At 58.4% G+C, this 21,224-nt stretch carries 15 protein-coding genes; 9 read left to right on the top strand and 6 right to left on the bottom strand.

Annotated elements, in window-relative coordinates; genetic code table 11:
- The first annotated feature begins 95 nt into the window (after window positions 1-95).
- The 4 genes from CBB62_12545 to CBB62_12530 are packed head-to-tail and all read left to right on the top strand — an operon-like array spanning window position 96 to window position 3,575.
- Window positions 96-512 (top strand): succinate dehydrogenase, cytochrome b556 subunit, encoded by a 417-nt coding sequence (locus CBB62_12545; GenBank protein ID OUT39228.1) that lies wholly within the window; start codon window positions 96-98, stop codon window positions 510-512.
- Between the two features lie 12 nt (window positions 513-524).
- The gene (locus CBB62_12540) at window positions 525-914 is read left to right on the top strand and encodes a succinate dehydrogenase, hydrophobic membrane anchor protein (protein ID OUT39227.1); all 390 of its coding nucleotides are present in this window, start codon (window positions 525-527) and stop codon (window positions 912-914) included.
- Window positions 915-919: 5 nt separating this feature from the next.
- The gene (locus CBB62_12535) at window positions 920-2,740 is read left to right on the top strand and encodes a succinate dehydrogenase flavoprotein subunit (protein OUT39226.1); all 1,821 of its coding nucleotides are present in this window, start codon (window positions 920-922) and stop codon (window positions 2,738-2,740) included.
- Between the two features lie 58 nt (window positions 2,741-2,798).
- Window positions 2,799-3,575, top strand: a complete 777-nt coding sequence (locus CBB62_12530; GenBank protein OUT39225.1) for a succinate dehydrogenase iron-sulfur subunit — start codon at window positions 2,799-2,801, stop codon at window positions 3,573-3,575.
- A 257-nt stretch (window positions 3,576-3,832) separates the two neighbouring features.
- On the opposite strand, the gene CBB62_12525 is transcribed toward CBB62_12530, so the two are convergent.
- Entirely contained in the window at window positions 3,833-6,973 is a 3,141-nt protein-coding gene (locus tag CBB62_12525) for a hypothetical protein (GenBank protein OUT39224.1), read from the bottom strand.
- A gap of 177 nt (window positions 6,974-7,150) precedes the next feature.
- Between CBB62_12525 and CBB62_12520 the strand changes: the two genes are divergently transcribed.
- Window positions 7,151-7,654 carry a hypothetical protein gene (locus CBB62_12520; protein OUT39223.1) on the top strand — a complete coding sequence of 168 codons (504 nt, stop codon included), beginning with the start codon at window positions 7,151-7,153 and terminating at the stop codon, window positions 7,652-7,654.
- Window positions 7,655-7,670: 16 nt separating this feature from the next.
- Here the strand turns inward: CBB62_12520 and CBB62_12515 are convergent, their stop codons facing one another.
- Window positions 7,671-8,192, bottom strand: coding sequence for a hypothetical protein (locus CBB62_12515; protein ID OUT39222.1), 522 nt, complete (start codon window positions 8,190-8,192; stop codon window positions 7,671-7,673).
- Window positions 8,189-9,379 (bottom strand): aspartate aminotransferase, encoded by a 1,191-nt coding sequence (locus tag CBB62_12510; protein OUT39801.1) that lies wholly within the window; start codon window positions 9,377-9,379, stop codon window positions 8,189-8,191. Before CBB62_12510 ends, CBB62_12515 begins: the two co-directional genes overlap by 4 nt.
- A 125-nt stretch (window positions 9,380-9,504) precedes the next feature.
- Here CBB62_12510 and CBB62_12505 point away from each other — a divergent pair, with 125 nt between their 5' ends.
- Window positions 9,505-10,146, top strand: a complete 642-nt coding sequence (locus CBB62_12505) for a hypothetical protein (protein OUT39221.1) — start codon at window positions 9,505-9,507, stop codon at window positions 10,144-10,146.
- A 2-nt stretch (window positions 10,147-10,148) separates the two neighbouring features.
- On the opposite strand, the gene CBB62_12500 is transcribed toward CBB62_12505, so the two are convergent.
- Entirely contained in the window at window positions 10,149-11,492 is a 1,344-nt protein-coding gene (locus CBB62_12500) for a hypothetical protein (protein ID OUT39220.1), read from the bottom strand.
- Complete coding sequence (locus CBB62_12495) at window positions 11,492-12,913, bottom strand: hypothetical protein (protein ID OUT39219.1); 1,422 nt, start codon at window positions 12,911-12,913, stop codon at window positions 11,492-11,494. Before CBB62_12495 ends, CBB62_12500 begins: the two co-directional genes overlap by 1 nt.
- A 426-nt stretch (window positions 12,914-13,339) precedes the next feature.
- Between CBB62_12495 and CBB62_12490 the strand changes: the two genes are divergently transcribed.
- From CBB62_12490 to CBB62_12480, 3 genes are all read left to right on the top strand, one after another.
- A complete protein-coding gene (locus CBB62_12490; protein OUT39218.1) occupies window positions 13,340-16,372 on the top strand; it encodes an aminopeptidase N in 3,033 nt (1,010 codons plus the stop codon).
- A gap of 84 nt (window positions 16,373-16,456) precedes the next feature.
- Entirely contained in the window at window positions 16,457-17,545 is a 1,089-nt protein-coding gene (locus CBB62_12485) for a TIGR00341 family protein (protein OUT39217.1), read from the top strand.
- A 14-nt stretch (window positions 17,546-17,559) separates the two neighbouring features.
- Window positions 17,560-18,030 (top strand): GNAT family N-acetyltransferase, encoded by a 471-nt coding sequence (locus CBB62_12480; protein ID OUT39216.1) that lies wholly within the window; start codon window positions 17,560-17,562, stop codon window positions 18,028-18,030.
- 2 nt (window positions 18,031-18,032) lie between these two features.
- On the opposite strand, the gene CBB62_12475 is transcribed toward CBB62_12480, so the two are convergent.
- Complete coding sequence (locus tag CBB62_12475) at window positions 18,033-21,206, bottom strand: hydrophobe/amphiphile efflux-1 family RND transporter (GenBank protein ID OUT39215.1); 3,174 nt, start codon at window positions 21,204-21,206, stop codon at window positions 18,033-18,035.
- Window positions 21,207-21,224 lie beyond the last annotated feature (18 nt).

The following is a 21,224-nucleotide window of genomic DNA, read 5'->3' as shown; positions in this document are numbered from 1 at the left end:
AAGCGTGTCAAAAAGTTTTATGCTGCACAGCATGATCCATACAGCATCCGAATGCCGTAATCAGGCTGTGTTCTAGAGATTCAGGAGTCCAGCTCATGGCGTCGTCCAGCACGACAAAATCCGCACCGGAACGCGCACGGCCCTTGTCACCGCACCTGCAGGTGTACCGTCTGCCACTGGTTGCCATAACCTCGATCACCCACCGGATTACCGGCGTCGGCAATGCCATCGGTCTGATCCTGATGACCTACTGGCTGATCGCAGCCGCGGGTGGTGAAGTGGCCTATGACAACGCCATGTGGTTCTTCGGCTCGTTCATCGGTCGTCTGATGCTGTTCTGCTGGACGCTCAGCATCTTCTATCACCTGCTGAACGGTATCCGCCATCTGGTCTGGGATGCCGGTTATGGCTACAGCCTGCCGGTGGCCAATAAATCGGCTACCTTTGTTTGCATTGCCACTATCGTGCTGACGATCATCACATGGATCATCGGCTACGCGGTTTACGGGTAAGGAGACAGGATCATGGAACCAACCGGTTATATCAGCCCGCTCCGTCGCGCCCGTGGCCTTGGCGCCGCCAAGGACGGTACCCATCACTGGTGGATGCAGCGCGTCTCGGCACTTGCCCTCGTGCCGCTCGTCCTCTGGTTTATCGCTCTCGTCATCGGCCTTGCCGGTGAGGACTATTACGCAATGGTCGGTACGCTCAACAGCCCGATCAATGCCATTCTGCTGATCCTGCTCGTCACCGGCGCGTTCTATCACGCGGCGCTCGGCCTGCAGGTCGTCATCGAGGATTATGTCTCTCGTGAAATCTGCAGAAAACTATCTATCATCACGGTCAACCTGCTGTGCATTGCAGGGGCCGTTGCCTGCTATTACAGCATTCTGAAAATCGGCCTCGGAGGTTAAGTCTCATGGCTCAGGGAAATGGTTCAGCCGCTCCGGCGGTGAACGGTGCAGCATACGACATCATCGATCATGAATATGATGTTGTGATCGTCGGTGCCGGTGGTGCCGGTCTGCGGGCAACGCTCGGGATGGCGGAAGCCGGTCTGAAGACCGCCTGCGTATCCAAGCTGTTCCCGACGCGCTCTCACACCGTCGCGGCACAGGGCGGTATTTCCGCTGCCCTCGGCAATATGGGCGATGATGACTGGCGCTATCATATGTACGACACCGTCAAGGGTTCCGACTGGCTCGGCGATCAGGACGCGATCGAGTACATGTGTAAGGAAGCCATCCCCTCGATCATCGAGCTGGAGCACTATGGCGTGCCGTTCAGCCGGACCGAGGAAGGCAAGATCTACCAGCGCGCATTCGGCGGCATGACCACCGAGTTCGGCAAGGGCACCGCCCAGCGCACCTGTGCGGCGGCTGACCGGACCGGCCACGCGATCCTGCACACGCTCTACCAGCAATCGCTGAAGGAGCACGCAGAGTTCTTCATCGAATATTTCGCCATCGACCTGCTGATGGATGAGGGCGAGTGCCGCGGCGTGATTGCCTGGGACCTGAATACCGGCACCCTGCACCGTTTCCGCGCACATCAGACGGTTCTGGCCACCGGCGGTTATGGCCGGGCCTATTTCTCCTGTACCTCAGCGCACAGCTGTACCGGTGACGGTGGCGGCATGGTGCTGCGGGCCGGCCTGCCACTGCAGGATATGGAGTTCGTCCAGTTCCACCCGACCGGCGTTTATGGTGCCGGCTGTCTGATTACCGAGGGTGTCCGCGGTGAAGGCGGCTACCTGACCAATTCCGAGGGCGAGCGCTTCATGGAGCGTTATGCGCCATCGGCCAAGGACCTTGCCAGCCGTGACGTTGTCTCGCGCTCCATGACCATGGAAATCCGTGACGGTCGCGGCGTCGGCAAACATGGCGACCATATCCACCTGCATATCGAACACCTTGACCCGGCTGTGATCAACAAGCGCCTGCCGGGCATTGCCGAGACCGCAAAAATCTTCGCCGATGTGGATGTGACCAAGGAGCCGATCCCGGTTCTGCCGACCGTTCACTACAATATGGGCGGCATCCCGACCAACTTCCGTACCGAGGTGCTGAACCCCACCGCCGCCGACCCGAACAAGGTTGTGCCGGGCCTCATGGCCATTGGTGAGGCAGGTTGCGTTTCCGTGCACGGTGCCAACCGCCTCGGCTCGAACTCACTGCTCGATCTCGTCGTCTTCGGTCGTGCGGCAGCCCATACGGCAGCCGAAACGGTCAAGCCGGGTCAGGCGCACAAGCCGCTGTCCAAGGATGCCGACGACATGGCGCTGTCACGCCTCGATGCGATGCGCAATGCCAATGGCGGCACCCGTACCGCCGAAATCCGCCGCGAAATGCAGCGCACCATGCAGAATAACTGCGCGGTGTTCCGCACCGGCGAAGTTCTGGAAGAAGGCGTTGGCCTGATCGCCGAGACCTGGAAGAAGCGCGAGGACATCAAGGTTTCCGACCGCTCCATGGTCTTCAACACCGATCTGATCGAGGCGCTGGAACTCGACAACCTGCTGCATCAGGCGGTTGTCACCATGAATTCAGCAGCCAACCGGAAAGAAAGCCGCGGCGCCCATGCCCGTGAGGACTTCCCGGATCGTGATGACGAGAACTGGATGCACCACTCGATCTCCTACCTGAAAGACGGCAAGGTCGAACTCGGCAAACGTCCGGTGACCCTCACCCCGATGACCAATGAGGTTCAGGCATTCCCACCAAAGGCTCGGGTCTATTAAGTCCCGGGCTTTTGCCGATTACTCTTTTTGAAACCACGCAAACTCAGGCGTTTCGATCATGGTACAGTTCACGCTTCCGGCGAATTCCAAAATTACCGATGGTAAAAAGCATGCAGGGCCGAGCAGCCCGGCACGCCCGAAGACGGTAAAGGTCTATCGCTACGATCCTGATACCGGAAAAAATCCGCAGGTTGATGAATACACCATCGACCTTGATGATTGCGGCCCCATGGTTCTCGATGCGCTGATCCACATCAAGGATGATTACGATCAGACCCTGGCCTTCCGCCGCTCCTGCCGTGAGGGTATCTGCGGTTCCTGCGCCATGAATATCGACGGTCGCAACACCCTCGCCTGTACCAAGGCGATCTCGGATGTCGAGGGCGACCTGAAAATCTATCCGCTGCCGCATATGCCGGTGGTCAAGGACCTGATCCCCGACCTCACCCATGTCTATGCGCAATATGCATCCATCGAGCCATGGATGAAGACGACCACACAGGCACCGACCCGCGAGCGCCTGCAGTCACCGGAAGACCGGGACAAGCTCGATGGCCTGTATGAGTGTATCCTGTGCTTCTGCTGCTCCACCTCCTGCCCAAGCTACTGGTGGAATGGTGACCGTTATCTCGGTCCGGCGATCCTGCTGCAATCCTATCGCTGGCTGGCCGACAGCCGTGATGAGGCAACCGGCGAGCGCCTCGACATGCTCGAAGACCCGTTCAAGCTCTATCGCTGCCACACCATCATGAACTGCACCAGCACCTGCCCGAAAGGCCTCAACCCGGCCGAAGCGATCGGTGAGATCAAACACATGATGGTCGCGCGCAAGTAATCGCGGTTTCGGAACGATTGTCGCCATAAAGTTTGCGATAACACAGCTCAAGTGACTATATTTCGTTTGGGAAGAGCGGCAAGAACGGTCCATGCACCATCTGACTTGTCGCTTGGCGACGCGCCAGGCACGGCTGGTGTAGTCTACTCACCACCTTTCAGCCTTTCTGCGACCAGTTCAATGCAGCAGGCGCACCATACAAAAAAGCCCGCATCCACACCGGTTGCGGGCTTTTTTGTATGGGTTAGGCTACCTGATCAGGGAGCCATGCCCGGACGTCGTTGCTCCGGCTCCTGACCATTGGGCATGGCGCCATTGGCAGAGCGACGCAGACGTAATCTGTCCAGCGTCTGTCGGGGGAAAGCGGTATTCTCGGCACCTGCAAGCTGCCGTTGCTGCATCTCGGGTGCTTTCATGCTGACCCGAAATTCCGTACCGATATCCTCGATCATCAATGTCGCGCCGGGACGGTTACGCAACTCCTTGTTCCGCAGCATCCAGAGTGCCAGCGGCTCTTCAACCATCTGACGCAAGGCGCGCTTGAGCGGACGCGCGCCCATCTCCTCATTGAAGCCCGCATCCATGAGCTTCTCGCGCGCCTCCTCACCCAGCTCCATGCCAACCCGCCAGTTATCACGCAACTGCCCCTCAAGCCGGGCAATGTTGTGGTCGAGAATAGGCCGCATGACCTGTTTCGACAGGCTGTAGAATGGCACGACGGCATCGAGGCGATTGCGGAATTCCGGTGTAAAGTGCCCTTCAACCGCGCGCTCCATGATCGCGGTACGGTCAACCTTCTCCTTGGGACCAAAGCCGATCTTCTCTTTCTTCTCTGCCATATTGGCTTCGGCGGCACCGAGGTTCGAGGTCATGACCAGCAGGGTATTGCGGAAATCAACCACCCGCCCATGACCATCGGTCAACTGGCCGTTATCCATGACCTGCAACAGGATGTTCAACACATCCGGATGCGCCTTCTCGATCTCGTCCAGCAGGACAATCGTATTTGGCGTCCGGCGTACCGGGCCGGTCAGGGTGCCTTCCTGATCGAAACCGACATAGCCCGGCGGTGCACCGATCAGCCGGTTGACGCTGTGCTTTTCCATGAACTCCGACATATCGAGCCGAACCATGCGATCCGCATCACCAGCGGTATGTTTCGCCAGTGCCCGGGTCAGTTCGGTTTTGCCAACACCGGTCGGGCCGACGAACAGATAGGAACCGATCGGTTTGTTCGGCTCACGCAAGCCCGCCTTGGCCACAGCCATGGCCATGGCCACCTGATTAACCGCCTGATCCTGCCCGAACACATCCTGTTTCAGGGTAGAATCAAGTTCGGCATAGCGCTCGTCATCCTCCTGACCGAGGAAACTTTCAGGCAATCGCGCCATGCGCGCAACCGTCTCAACCACAGCCTGATGATCAACCACCATCTTGCCATCACGAACAGCAGCGGAACCCGCCCCCTCAAGCGCATCAATCGCCTTGTCCGGGAAGTGCCGTTGTTTGACATAGCGGTCGGTCAGCCGCACCACGTCCCTGATGATTTCATCCGGAATCTCGGCCTCGTAATGCTGCTCGAACTTTGATTTCAGACCATCGAGAATGACAATCGTATCATCCAGACTTGGCTCATTGACCTTGAGTGTCTGGGTACGACGCACCAATGCACCGTCCGGCTCGATATGCTTGGCATACTCGTCCTCGGTGGTGAACATCACCGTCCAGAGGTTGCCTTCCTGCAGATAGGTTTTCAGAAACTGGCTGGCATCCTGTGCACCATCGCGGGTGGAGCCGAGCCCCACCAGCGTATGCGCCTCATCAATACCGAGGATGATCGGCGGACGATCACCGCGGGCATTGCGTTCGGCAACCCCTTGCAGGATGTTTTTCAGCCGCTGCTCGAAATCTCCGCGATATTTGGTGCCTGCGACAAGGGCTGCCGGATCAAGCTCCAGAACCTGTGCATCCACCTGATTGCCCGGTACATTCCCGGCTACGACATCCTGCGCATATCCATGCAGCAAGGCGGTTTTACCGACACCCGGTTCACCCAGCACAATCGGATTTTTCTTTTTCCGATTGGTCATGATGGTCTTCATCTGCTGCAATTCGCCTTCCCGACCGATGATCGGGTCGAGCTTGCCAGCCCGGGCCATGGCAGTGATATCGCGCGTGAACTGTTTGATCGCCTGTTTGAAGTCGTCTTCCGCAATCTGGATCGGCTCCAGATCAGCGGTATTGGTGTTGCCGTCGGCAATCTGCTGCCAGCGCTTGAAGCGCCAGTCGGTAAAGCCCAGTTCCCGCAAACCATCCTTCAACTCCGGATTTTTACGCAGCAGGGTCTGCATGGCCTGTGACGTGGCCTTCGGACCATCCTGCTCCAACACCGGGCGCAAGGCATCAACCGTACGCTCGAAAGCCGCTGGCGATGTTGCCTGCCGCCCCTCATTCGGATTTGAACTGAATGCCTGCTGGATATCGCTGATGGTGATCCGCCGGACACTCTGGTTGAGCTTCATGATCTCCTGCCGGATCGGCTCTTCCGTCAGCAATACCAGAAACAGGTGTTTGGGTTGGACGATCTGGTCACCACTGGCCCGGGCTTCGGTTTCGGCCTTGGCGATGAACTTCTGTAATGCGGTTACGGGCATCTTGCTCTCCGTTGCCGTGATGGTGCCGGCAAGTCCTGTATCGTGTCTGGTAATCAGCAGGTTGAGTAATCCGCCATCGAGACTCTGGCAGAAGCGTTGAACACCCGGCAGGCTGACCAGATGGGGCCCGCTCTCGAGTGTCATCAGAATGGAAAGGGGGGTTTGCGCAGCTTCCTTGCTGGCGCGTTTGACCGCGAGGATTGTCTCTGATGAGGCGGAAACCCGATGCCCGGTATTGCCGCCGTTGATCCGTGCCTGTCGATGATGCTCAACCGCCTTCCGGGCAGCGATCATATAGGCCATGTCATCAGGAGCAGCCGGTCGCTTGCGCTCGTAGCGGTTGGCGATATCCTGCAGGAAGTCCGCTTCGGCATTCTCGGTTATTTCTGTCGAGTAGTAGGCATAGTCCCGTGCCTCGGTCAGCCGCTGCTCGATATAATCCTCAAGCTCATGTACGACCTTCGGCACGGCCCGGTCGAGTGCGGCTCCAACCGTCTTGACCGGATCAACGGCCTGAAAACCAACCGGCCGTCCGAGCCGCCGTACGTCCTTCAGATCCTTGATGATGCCATCCGCATTCAGCTTTTTTCGCGGCGCAAGCGCACGACCATCCTCGAAACGGGCCAGCGCCAGCATCAGGTCGGTCATGTCATGGCTGTCGCGTTGACGTTCCTGCATGTCTTCTGCAACGAATATCGCCAACTGTTTGAAAAAGTCTGTCCGGTCAATCATTTGATCGGTCATGGGCAGGTCCCCACCGGTTCAGTATTCAGCGATTTCCTGCTTATGCCTGCCCCAAGAAAGATGCAAATGATTCTCAATAACAAATGAATAGGGAAATTTTCATATTGTCCGGGGCACTTTCACCGGCGAGGCGTAAGCTTTGGCGAAAGCACAAAATGAGGAAACAAGATACCTACTATGCAATATGTCATGGCCTGCGGCCCCGAGCGCGACAATCGCCTGCATCTGGGACCGGTCAAAACTCTCGCTGCCTTTGTTGCCCGTAACTACGGGCGCGCCACACTGGCGGCCACCCCGATCCTGTCGCTGGGTGCCGCCCTGTCCCTGAAAGACCCGCACGGGTTCGATCAGGCCGCCGCTAGCTGGGCTGTCACCATTCCGATGCTCGGCAGCATTCCGCTGGTCAATGCGGTTTCCAAACGCCTGACTGGTGCCCTCGGCGTCGATGAAATGCTCGGCGAATCCTTCATCACCTCACGTATCAAATTCTATGACCGCCGGGCCAACCGGTTCCGCGCCAATGGTGATGACGAGCGTGCGGACAAGGCACAGGCCAAGGCGGACAAGCTCCGCCACACCGAATTCCCCGCCTTCTCACAACTCGATCGTGAACAACGCGGCGGCATGAACAAGCGCGAACCAGCCTTGGACGATCAACTGCCCTCACTGAAGCCGATCTGACACGTCTGGTTACTCATCAATCCGTAAACAGTTTCCAGAAACTCGGTTTCGGCTTTGAAATACTGCGCCGGACAATATGACCAAGGCGTTGGCCCTCGTGCAGACAGGCATAATGAAAGCTGTTGTACAGTTCGGACTTGCTTGTCCGACCAAACCGGTCATTGTCACGCTTTATCTGGTCAATGATTGAACGGACAGATCGGCTACATTGGTACGCGCATTTCTGCGGGTCATCATAGCCCACCAGTTTACCGTCGGGCATCGCCCGCTTGAGAACGGCAACATGGCGCGTGCAAACCTGTTGCTCGCCCCGACAAGTTTGTTGTGCACGCGTACAGCTCTCACCCATTTTCTCCGGATCGAGTTCGCTTTTCAGCGTCGCCCCCTCTGGCAACGCGAACTCGACAGCATCACCGTAGTCGGGTTCCGAGATTATCCGCATCAGATATGGTTTGGCAAAAACCACCAGACTGGCAAGCAGCACCAACGCCAGAATAGTATCAATGATGCGGAACCGCATCTTTGCCATATCGTTCACCCTTTACTTAAATACCCAGTCAATCGCTCCATTGCTTGTATCAGGCTTTTCTCGCTCCGGGCGAAGCAGAGGCGCATGAAGCGCTCACCACCCGGACCGAAGGCCGTGCCGGGCGCGAGGCCGACATTGGCGTGATCGATGATATCGAAGCCGAGCTGGCGCACATCACTGATCCCCTCGACCGAGAAGAAGTAATAGAACGCGCCATCGGGCGGCGCTCCCTTCACATTCGGCAGGACCGCCAGCATATCACCGACAATCTCGCGGCCACGGGTTGCCCGCGCCACCTGCTCGGCAATGAAGTCATCGCCGTCATTGAGAGCGGCAATCGCCCCCTTCTGCATGAAGGTGGCAACACCCGAGGTTGAATACTGGATCAGGTTTTCGATCGTCTCGCCGACAACTGCCGGGGCCTCGATCCAGCCCACCCGCCAGCCGGTCATCGCCCAGTTCTTCGACATGCTGTTGACATAGAGGATGCGATCATCCGGCTCCGCCACATCATGGAACGAGGCGGCGCGTGCACCGCCATTGTCATGGCCGTAATAGTAGCGCGTGTAAATCTCGTCCGCGATGATCCAGATGCCACGCGCCCGGGCACGGGTCAGAATTTCCTGCAGCTCATCACGGGTCGCGGTCCAGCCGGTCGGGTTGCCCGGCGTATTGATGAAAATGGCACGGGTATCCTCGCGCGCCGCATCAAACAGCGCATCAATATCCAGATGCCAGCGCCCATTGGAAAACCCCATGGGCACGGTAATCGCCTGCGCGCCCGACAGGCCGACGGCGGCGGCAAAATTCGGCCATGTGGGGCTCGGCAGTACAACCGAGGTGCCGGGACCGGCAACACAGGCAACGGCGATCTGGATCGCCTGCATGCCGGAACCGGTGACAAGGAATCGGTCCGACTGAAACCCGAAATCGCTGCCGAAGGTACGGGTCATGTAATCGCAGATCGCCTGACGCAGCGGCGGGATGCCGCGCTGATAGGTATAGAAGGTATCGCCCGCCTCCAGTGATCTGATCGCCGCTTCCCGGATAAAGTCGGGGGTCGGCAGGTCGCCCTCACCGGCCCAGAGTGGTATCATCCCGTCACGACCGATGCCGTGATTGACCATCTCGACGATGCCGCTCGGCGGGGCCTGACGGGCCGCGGGGCGGAGCGCCTCACGCAATGATTGGTTGATGTCCAAGGACCAACACTCCAAGTTCAGGGTAAGTTAATCAGACTGTTCGGGGCCATCAGCGACAATACGCTGTCACACAGGCCACCATCAGGTATCAAATCCGGAGAGAAAAAGGTAGCGCACCAATGGCCGCACAACTCGTCTATTTCGCTGACCCCATGTGCTCATGGTGCTGGGGCTTCAAGCCGTCGCTGATGGCGGCCCTCCAGCAATATGGCAGCACCCTGCCGCTGCGCATGATCATGGGCGGGCTTCGCCCCGGCACGACGCATGTGATGGATGCCGCGCAGAAGGCCACAATCCGCCAGCACTGGGAGCATGTGGCGGAAGCCAGCGGCCAGCCCTTCCGCTACGAGTTCTTTGATCGTGACGACTTCATCTACGATACCGAACCGGCCTGCCGCGCCATTGTTGCCGGTGGCCGTCTGGCACCGGAACATGTGCTCGGCCTGCTGATTGCCGTGCAGGAAGGCTTCTATGCCGAAAACCGGGACGTGACCGATCCCGAGGTGCTGGCCGACCTGTCATTGGATGCGGGCTATGACCGCGATGAGTTTCTCGATGTCTTCGACGATCAGGCAACAGCCGATGAAACCCAGGGCGGTTTCCAGATCGCCAAGGACATTGGCATTACCGGCTTCCCCACCCTGCTGATCGGGGAGGATGATACCGGCTATGATCTGCTCACCGCCGGTTTCCAGAAACCTGAAGCCGTGGTCGGACGCATCGGCCAATGGCTCGCCCAGCGACCAACCACATCGGCCTGATATCAGGAAGCGGGTGCAGCACCGCCAAGCGGTGATGGACCGAAGCTGGCCTGCTGGCGTGGTTCAGTGACCACCGGCTCCGGCTTTGTCACCGGCTCGGCTGCTGTCTGATGGGTCACCGGGATCGTTGCCGGCATGGTGGCGCGCGCGACCTTCCAAGGCTGGGATTTGAACCAGGCGACGAAATAGGCGGTGGCGATAACAACCGCCAGCCCGAAGCAGTTGACCAGCGGTGCCGTCAGGTAATTCACCCCGACAATGTCGAAGATTAAGCCGAGTGCACGGGCCAGCGCCATCGAGACCAGAAACACGGCAAGCGATTGCTGGCCAACCTTGCGACAGACGGCAATCACCCCGGCCTTGAACCCGGAACCGAGCAGGCGATGCCCGCCCTCACCGGCAGCGGCATAGGCGAGATAGGCCAGCGCGAGGAAGTGGGCGTAACGGAACAGGCCGAAATCGGTTTTGTTGATCACCGGCCTCAGCATGGTGCGCCATTCACGCAGGAACTCGAAGCCCTCAAGCTGATACAGGCGGAAATAGGCCGTTGGCATGCTGAGCAGGATCACCGCAACCGCCACAATCACCAGCCACAGCCGGATCGGCGGGGCCGGTATCCAGCCGCGCATGAAGGCAAAGCCGGTGAAGAATACAAGCTGCCAGGCAAAGGGATTGAAGAACCATTCCCGATCCGACCACGGCTCGGCAGGCAGCCAGAGAATATCGAAATGTGCCAGCCCGTAGATCCCGGCGACAAAGGCCAGAACCAGCGACACATGCAGCCGCGAAATCATCATCACCACCGGCAGCATGGCGAGAATGACCATATACATCGGCAGAATATCGAAATAGTTCGGCACATAGGTCAGCGTCAAAAGGCCGAGCAACTGGGTCATCGGATCTTCAAAAAACGGATAGAGATTGAGGCGCCCGATCTGATCCTTCTCCACCAGCTCCATGCCGTTGAAGACGACCATCATGGCGGCGATGACAAGGAACAGGGCGATATGCGCCCAGTAAACCTGCCAGACCCGCTGGGCCACCCGCAGGGTGCCGCCCCACAGTCCGGCACGGTCGAACACCCGGCCAAAGGCAATGGCCGAGGCCATACCGGAGCAGAACACGAAAATCTCGGTCGCGTCGGAATAGCCGAACCGGGCCGGAATCCAGAGCGTCCACGGATTGCCCGGCGTATGGGCCAGCAGGATGATGAACATGCAGATGCCGCGGAAGAAATCGAGCCGCGGGTCGCGGGGCGTTACGGTACCCGATGTGCCGGTCGGGGCCGTGCCAGGTTTGGGTTCGTCCTGTAAAGCTACCAAACGATCAGAAAGTCCAGTGGTCATCAGCCCAGCATCCGGTCACCATCAGTGCCGCCGGAACCCGGCGTCTGTGGCGAAATGGAGGAAATACGCGCTGCTGTCGTGCGTTCATTGCTGAACCGGTCGGCTCCACAGCGCAGAATGGCGCGTTCTTTCAGTATCTTGCGCGCCATGTCAAGCGTTCCTGCATTGATCGCCGCATCGGTCATGATCCGTTTGAACACATCGCGCTGGGCGTGACTGCCGCCAATCCGGTAAAGTTGCTCATCTGCGGGCCGGAAAGCCTCGATCGCCGCTGCATGATTGCCGCGCGCATACTGATAGAGCGCCTTGGCCATCGGTGCCGCCGCCCGCCGGGTAATAACCCCGCTATCACCCAGATTCTGTTCGCCCGAGCGCTCCATCCGCGCAACCAGTTGTTCCGCCTCACCCATACGACCGGCACCGGTCAGGGACAGGAGATAATGCAGATCGGCGAAGGCAAGACAGGCATCATCAATCCGTGCCGCCGATTTATCCGCCAGTTCATCCCAACGATCCCCGACCGCGATGCCTTCCAGTTCAAGACGGCTGAGCATGGAGGCACCATTGGCGATGTCGCGGTAATCATCGGTCTGGTCGGCACGGATTTCCCGGTCATACAGATCGAGCACGGCGGCATGGTCGCCCTCCTCCAGCAGGTAGAGCGCCATATGCCACCAGACATGCACCTTGAAGTTATTGCTGTTCTGCCAGGCCGGTTTGTTGTCCATCAGCCAGCGCTTGCCGGTCTCCGGATCAACCCGCATTTCATGGACATGGGCCACGGCATGCAGGCCCCAGGCATCATCGGCATTGAGTTCCAATCCGCGACGACCCCAATGCTCGGCCTCGTTGTAATCCGCCGTCTCCTCCAGCGCGAAGGCATAGCAACCATAGACATAGCCTGCATGGGGATGGGTTTCGTTATAACCGGCCAGCACATTCTCGATGCTCCGGCGCATCCCGCGTGAGTCACCGAGAACGAACCGCACCGCATGGCTCAGCTTGACCAGCAGCGCATCCTGCGGCGACAGGTGGAGCGCCTGATCGAGCAGATCGGCACCGGCCCGCCAGCGATCATCCAGCAGCATGGCCAGCGCCTCGACGACCAACCGTTCGCTCTGGCTCGCGTCATAGCTAGCAATCGCGGCTTTGGCTTCGGTACAGGCGGCACGGGCAAGGGCCACCAGTTCACGCCGCCCGAGCAGCATGCAGCCCAGCCCCTTGAGCGCCCAGCCATAGGCAAAGCCGGGGGCAATGGTCAGAACCGTATCGAGGCGATCGGCGAAATCCGGACGGTGGGCGAGCAGCCCCGCTGCCGCCTCACCCCATGCCATACTGAGCCGGGCAGGATCGACCGGCGCGGCACCGGACAGATCGCCAGCGCTCAGCTCATAGCCATATATGTCGGTAAACCGTGCCAAGTGACCCGATGCTCCCTGCAACAAAGATTACACCGTCAAGCATGACGCACCCGGCATGGTTGAGACCATATCGCTTAACATCTTCGTGAGTGAGTTTTACCGAACCGCCCCGTTAAATCTTCGACAAGCGGGATGGCAAATCACCTCAAAATAGCGCTTCACATACCAGACACCCCAAGACACCGGAAAAATGTCGGTTTTGTTACAAAAACTGTCGGCGCTTTCATATGCAGATTTAACCATATGCCTACTGTCACTATGACATGAGCCCCCCACAAGCACATGTCAGCTCTCCCCTGATTACGGTGACACGTCGCATAACCCAGCCCATTGGCACCCGGATGCGCAATCAGTCAGATGACTGTGCACCTGCGTGAGCCAAGGGGTTGCCGTACTGATCGACTGTTGACCAGGAGAGCCAACTCAATGCTGCGTCCCAACCAGCCCGCGCCCGAACCGAAACAACCCAAGCGCCTCGCGGATTATACCCCACCTGCCTATCTGATTGACGAAGTCGACCTGAACTTCGATATCCGCGATGATGCAACCACGGTTACCTCAAAGCTGGATATCCGCAGAAACCCCGATGCCGCGCCCAGTGAGCCAACCACGCTCGATCTGGATGGCGAGGATCTGGAGCTGGTCGATATCAAACTGAATGGCCGCAAGCTGACCGAGCAGGATTATACCCGCACCGATGAGGGACTTAGCATCCCGCATATGCCGGAGAATGCGCAGCTCGAAATCACCACGCGCATCAAGCCCCATGAGAACCTGCGCCTTGAGGGCCTGTACAAGTCGAATGACCTGTTCGTCACCCAGATGGAGGCCGAGGGCTTCCGCCGCGTGACCTACTATCCTGACCGCCCGGATGTGATGGCAAAGTTTACCACCCGTGTTGAAGGCGATGCCGAGAAGCTGCCGGTACTGCTGTCCAATGGTGACCAGATCGACGCCGGTGTCACCGCGGAAGGCCGCCACTTCACCCAATGGCGCGACCCGCACCCGAAGCCCGCCTATCTGTTCGCGCTCGTCGCCGGTAACCTGATCAAGGTCGAGGACAAGTACACCACCGGTTCCGGTCGTGAGGTCAATCTCGCGATCTTCGTCGAGCCGGGTGATGAGGACAAGGTGGCGCACGCCATGGACAGCCTCAAGCGGTCCATGAAGTGGGATGAGGACGTCTATGGCCGTGAATACGACCTCGACACCTTCCACATCGTTGCGGCCAACGACTTCAACGCCGGTGCGATGGAGAACAAGGGCCTCAATATCTTCAACACCAAATATGTTCTGGCCAATCCCGAGACCGCAACCGATGCTGATTTCGATGGCGTCGAGGGTGTGATCGCCCACGAATACTTCCACAACTGGACCGGCAACCGCGTCACCGTGCGCGACTGGTTCCAGCTGACCCTGAAAGAGGGACTGACGGTTTTCCGTGACCAGAGCTTCTCTGCCGATATGAGCAGCCATGCGGTCAAGCGGATCGAGGATGTGCAGGGCCTGCGCGCCGGTCAGTTCGCCGAGGATGCCGGTCCGACCGCGCACCCGATCCAGCCGAAAGAATACATCGAGATCAACAACTTCTACACCAGCACTGTCTATGACAAGGGTGCAGAGGTTATCCGCATGATGCACACCCTCGTCGGCGAAGAAGGCTTCCGCAAGGGCACCGATCTGTATTTCGACCGGCACGATAATTCAGCCGTGACCACGGAAGAATTCATCAGCGCCATCGAGGATGCCAACGGTATCGACCTGACCCAGTTCCGCAACTGGTACAATCAGGCAGGCACCCCGAATGTGGATGCCAAGGGTGTCTATGACGCTGAGAAACAGACCTATACCCTGACCCTCAAGCAGAACACCGCCCCGACACCGGGCCAGCCTGAAAAACTGCCATTCCACATTCCGGTTCGCATGGGCCTCGTCGGTGCCGATGGCAAGGACATGGACCTGACCGTCGATGGCAAGGATGCGGGCACCGAAACCGTGCTCAGCCTGACCGAGAACGAGCAGACCTTCGTCTTCACCGGCGTCAAGGAAGAGCCGGTGCCGTCCCTGATGCGCGGGTTCTCCGCCCCGGTAAAACTGACCACCGATCTGAAGGCCGAGCAACTGCAGTTCCTCGCCGCCCATGACAGCGACAGCTTCAACCGCTGGGAATCAGCCCAGACCGTCAATCGTCAAGCAATGCTCGCCATGATCGACGACGTCAAGGCCGGTCGTGAGCTCACCATGCCGACCATGCTGATCGACCAGATGCGCGAGACCATCAGCAACCCTGATCTGGACAACCAGTACAAGGCACTGATGCTGCGCGTGCCGGGCTATTCCGAGCTGGCACAGGCAGTCGACGAGGTCGATCCCGACGCCATTCAGGCCGTGCGCAAATTCGTCCGTACCGAACTGGCCGACAAGCTGGCACCGGAATGGAAGCAAATGTTCGAAGGCACCAAGGCAACCGGCGCCTATGAAGCGACCGGGCCGGAAATGGGCCGCCGGGCGCTGCACAACCTTGCTCTCGGCTACCTCGCCGGTAACAAGCGCGGCAAGGCACCCGAGCATGCCTCTGCCCAGTTCCGCGATGCCGACAACATGACCGACCGCCTCGCCGCGTTCGGCGTTCTCTCCGGCATCAAGGGGCCGGAAAGCAAGCGCGCGATCCAGCAGTTTTATGATGACTTCAAGGACCAGCCACTGGTTATGGACAAGTGGTTTGCCATGCAGGCCACCAGCCCGAAAACCGATGCTGCCGCCCTGAAAACCCTGATGGCGCACCCGGATTTCAGCCTGACCAACCCGAACCGTCTGCGTTCCGTTGTTGGCAGCTTCGCCGCCGCCAACCCGTCGAATTTCCACGCCAAGGACGGCTCTGGCTACAAGCTGCTGGCCGATGTGGTTCTCGATGTGCAGAAGGTCAATCCACGCACTGCGGCCCGTCTGCTGTCACCGATGCGGCAATGGCGTCGCTTCGATGACGAGCGGCAGAAGCTTATGCAGGCGGAGATGGAGCGCATCGCCGCTACACCGGGCCTGTCCAAGGATGTCTATGAGGTCGTGACCCAGACGCTGAAGGCACCACCGCGCAACGGTCCGTCCGCACCACCGAAAGGCGTCCTGCCGCGTCTCGCCCTTGTGGACGAGGATGTGCCCGGCGCAACCGTCGCCCATATGACAGCCCAGAGCCCGGACCCGATCATCATCGGCCCGATCACCAATGGCCGTCTGAGTGCCATCAGTGAAAAACGGCCTGACCCGATCCAGATTGCCCCTGAAACCAAGGGCATCCTGCGCGGCGAAGGTGTGCGTGAACAACTCACCGGTGAAGGTGTTCGCGATCAGCTGACCGATGAAGGCATGGATAATGGCGTCAAGGCCGATCTAGACGCCTTCCGCAAACGTCGAGAGGCCAAAGCGGCACCGGCACCATCGCCAACCCGGCGCACGCCATAATTTGTAACGAACAGTCTTGGAAGAGCGGGCAATGTGCTATGAGCATATTGCCCGCTTTTTTATTGCTGCCATGATGCTGTTCAGATGACCCTGCGACTTATTGAAATTATCGGTGACGGTGCCTGCGCCACCCATGCCCGGGCGATTGCCCCGCGATATGGTGCCCATTCGGTCTATTCCAGCCCGCAGAACGAGGATGGCAAGCAGCGCACGACCGTCCTGATCGGTCTCGAACGACAGCAGGAATTTCTCGATGCCCTGCAGGATGCCTTTGGCAAAGGCGACTGGCGCATCGTCCTGACCGCCGTTGAAGCAGCCATACCCGACCCGGAAAAAGAACAGCGGGAACAGGAAAAGGCCGAGCGTGAGGAAAAGGAAGCCCTCGGCATCCCGCTCAATGCCAAGGAAGAAGAAGCGCGTAAGGCCAAGAAAACCAAGGCGGTCATGGCGACCCGCGAAGAGCTCTATAACGAGGTTGTCCGCAATGCTAAACTGGACCGCAACTTTGTGGTTCTGGTGCTGCTCTCCGCCGTCGTTGCCGCCATTGGCCTCGCCAGCGACAATGTCGCGGTCATCATTGGCGCCATGGTTATCGCCCCGCTGCTCGGCCCCAATCTGGCGATGGCTTTCGGTTCGGCACTGGGCGATCTCAACCTGATGTTCAAAGCGGCGATCACCAATGCCGCCGGTCTCGGTATGACACTCGCCTTGACCGTCATTATCGGCCTGATCTGGGATTTCGATGTTCTGGCCAGTGATGAGCTGTTGAGCCGAACCGAGCTGAATCTGGCAGCGATTGCACTGGCGCTCGCCTCCGGGGCGGCGGCGGTGCTGTCGCTCACCACCGGTCTGTCCTCAACCCTCGTCGGGGTGATGGTGGCGGTGGCCCTGATGCCGCCAGCAGCGACCGTCGGCATTACGCTCGGTGCCGGAAAATTCGACCTCGCCATGAATGCAAGCATTCTGCTCGCCGTGAATATCGTGGCGGTCAATCTGGCGGCACAGCTGGTGCTGCTGTTAAAAGGCATCCGCCCGCGTACATGGCTGGAACGCAAGACCGCGACCCAGTCGGTAAAAATCACCATTCTCGGCTGGGGTCTGATGCTGGCAATCCTGACCGCCATCATCATCGTGCTCGAAGACTTTGCCAAAATCGCCGAGAACCTGCAGTAGAGAGCAAACGGGATATGAGCCACGACAGCCTTGCCATCATTGACGGTGATCTCGACCATCCGGCGGTGCAGGCGCTGTTGGCGATCCACCTCGCCAATGCCCGCAGTATCAGCCCGGCCTGCAGCGTTCATGCACTCGATGACACCGGCTTGCGGATACCACAGATCAGTTTCTATTCGGCATGGCAGGATGACAGCCTGATCGGTTTCGGCGCGATCAAGGATCTGGGCGAACGGCACGGCGAGGTCAAATCCATGCATGTGGCCGCAGCCCATCGCGGCAAGGGTATGGCCGGGGTGATCCTGAACCACCTGATCGAACAGGCACGGTTGAAAGCCATGACCCGCCTCAGCCTCGAGACCGGATCACAGGACGGCTTCGCACCGGCACGGGCACTCTATGCCCGCCACGGCTTCGCATTCTGTGAGCCCTTCGCCGATTACCGGCTCGACCCCAGCAGTGTCTTCATGACCCGCGAGATATAGCTTCAGGCCGGTACTTCGCCCTGATTGCCATCGCTGCCAGCCTTGGCATCATCGGATACCGCAGCCTCATCCTTTTTCTTACGGACGAATACGCGGTAAACGAAGACGAAGAATACCGGCACGAAGAAGATTGCGAGCACGGTCGCACTGATCATACCGCCCAGAACACTGATACCGATGGCATTCTGACTCTCGGAACCGGGGCCGGTGCTGATTGCCAGCGGCACCACACCGAGCGAGAACGCCATGGAGGTCATCAGGATCGGTCGCAAACGCTGACGCGCAGCTTCGGTCACCGCCTCGGTCAGCGATCTACCTTCCTCATACAGGCTTTTGGCGAACTCCACGATCAGAATGGCGTTCTTCGCCGATAACCCGATCGTGGTCAGGATAGCCACCTGGAAATAAACGTCATTCGGCATACCGGCCAGTTTGGCAGCCAAAGCAGCACCGATCAGGCCAAGCGGCACCACCAACATGACCGAGAACGGCACCGACCAGCTCTCATACAGGGCAGCAAGACTGAGGAAGACGATCAGGATGGAGAGCGCATAAAGCGCCGGTGCCTGAGATCCCGCAAGCCGCTCCTCATAGGACAGGCCAGTCCACTCAATGCCGACACCCTCGGGCAGCTCACTGACCATATTCTCAATGGCAGCCATTGCTTCACCGGTACTGACACCGGGAGCAGCATTGCCCTGAATATTCATTGATGAGCTACCGTTATAACGCTCGAGACGCGGCGACCCATAAATCCAGTAAGAGTCAGAGAAAGAAGAGAATGGCACCATGTCGCCTGATGAATTGCGCACATACCAGCGGTCAATATCGCTCGGCAACATGCGGTATGGTGCATCAGCCTGCAGATAAACCCGCTTCACACGGCCGCGGTCGATGAAGTCATTGACGTAAGTTGAGCCCCATGCAGCAGACAGCGTGTTGTTGATGTCAGAAAGCGACAGGCCGAGAACACGGGCCTTCTCCCGGTCAACCTCGATGCGGAACTGTGGTGCATCAGCGATACCGTTAGGACGGACACCCGTCATACTCGGATTCTGGGCAGCCAAACCCAACAGCTTGTTTCTGGCTTCGGTCAGCACCTCATGGCCAACGCCATTACGATCAACAATCTGCAGGTTAAAGCCCGTAGCATTGCCTAGACCGCTGATTGATGGCGGCATGATCGGAAATGCCTGAGCATCCTTGATTGTGGAGAAGAAACCCATGGCTCGACCCACAATCGATGCCGCATCCATGCCCGGTTCTTCACGCACGGACCAATCCTTCAACCGAATGAAGGCCAAGCCCTGATTTTGCCCGCGACCGGCAAAGCTGAAACCAACAACCGTAAACAGTCCCTCGACCGTATCCTGTTCATCCTCAAGGAAGAAGTTCTCAATTTCCTGAGCCGTTTCACGTGTCCGTTCAATGGTTGAGTTGGCAGGCGTCGACCACAGGGCAAATATCTGCCCCCGGTCCTCGGTCGGCAGGAACGAGCTGGGCAGAGACATAAACAGATATGCCAGCCCACCGGCCAACAGCACATAAACAAAACCATAACGAACGAGGCGGTTACTGGATTTGCTGACGGTTCGCGTGTAGGAGTCACTGCCGTGGTCAAACAGACGGTTAAACCAGCCGAAGAACCCCTTCTTCTCATGACCATGGCCATGCTTGGGCTGTTTGAGAATGGTCGCACACAGTGCCGGTGTCAGTACCAGCGCCACGATAACCGACAGCCCCATGGCCGAAACGATCGTGATCGAGAACTGGCGATAAATTGCACCCGCAGATCCCGGGAAGAACGCCATCGGAACAAACACCGCTGACAGTACCAGTGCAATACCGATCAGCGCACCAGTGATCTGTTTCATCGACTTGCGGGTTGCTTCCTTGGGCGGAAGTCCTTCGTCTTCCATCACCCGTTCGACATTCTCAACCACAACGATCGCATCGTCGACCAGCAGGCCGATAGCGAGCACCATACCAAACATGGTCAAGGTATTGATCGAGAAACCGAATGCAGCCAGCACACCGAAGGTACCGAGCAGAACGACCGGGACAGCCAGCGTTGGAATCAATGTTGCCCGCAAATTCTGCAGGAATAACAGCATGACCAGGAAGACGAGGAAAATCGCCTCGAACAGGGTATGCACCACCTTCTCAATCGACTGACGGACGAATGGCGTCGTATCCAGAGGGTAGATAACCTCCAGACCACTCGGCAGATAAGGCTGCAATTCAGAGATTTTTGCCCTGACGGCATCGGCGGTTTCCAGAGCATTGGCACCACTGGCAAGCTGAATACCAAGCCCGGCAGCCGGCTGACGGTTATACCGCGCCACAATCTCATAGTTTTCAGAACCAAGCTCGATCCGGGCGACATCGCGCAGGCGGATCTGTGAGCCATCAGAATTTACCCGAACAAGGATATTGCCGAACTCACCGGGGTCGCGCAGACGTGTCTGGGCGATAATCGTTGCATTGATATCCTGTCCCTTAACCGCCGGGGCACCACCCAACTGACCTGCAGCAATCTGGGCATTCTCACTACGGATGGCCGCACTGATATCCATTACGGTCAGATTGAAACTGTTCAGCTTGTCCGGATCGAGCCAGATGCGCATCGCATTCTGGGGACCAAACAGGGTGGTTTCACCAACACCAGAGACACGGCTTACCGGGTCCTTGATGTTGGAAGCGATATAATCAGCAATTTGCCCTTGGCCCAAACCACTTTCACCGGCAACGAAGCCGACAACCATCAGGTAATCGGAACTGGATTTGGTGACGGAGATACCGAGCTCCTGCACTTCCTGCGGCAGAAGCGGCAAAGCGAGCTGCAGTTTGTTCTGCACCTGAACCTGCGCAATATCAGGGTCAGCTTCAGGCTCAAAAGTCAGCGTAACAGATACGTTGCCAGATGAGTCACTGGTCGAGGACATATAGCGAAGATAGTCCAGACCAGTCATATTCTGCTCTATCACCTGAGTAACCGTATTCTCAAGGTTACTGGCAGATGCACCGGGATAGCGCGCTGAAATCGAAATCGCAGGTGGGGCAATCGCTGGATATTGTTCAACCGGGAGGCGATAAATTGAAATCGCGCCCGCCAGCATGATCATGATGGCAATCACCCAGGCGAATACCGGACGATCAATGAAAAACTGAGCCATAATATGAGACCGTTTTTA

Origin of the sequence: Micavibrio sp. TMED2, from assembly GCA_002168225.1 — a bacterium.
In the GTDB taxonomy this organism is placed as follows: Bacteria; Pseudomonadota; Alphaproteobacteria; order TMED2; family TMED2; genus TMED2.
This window is presented reverse-complemented; position numbering and strand designations above follow the sequence as displayed.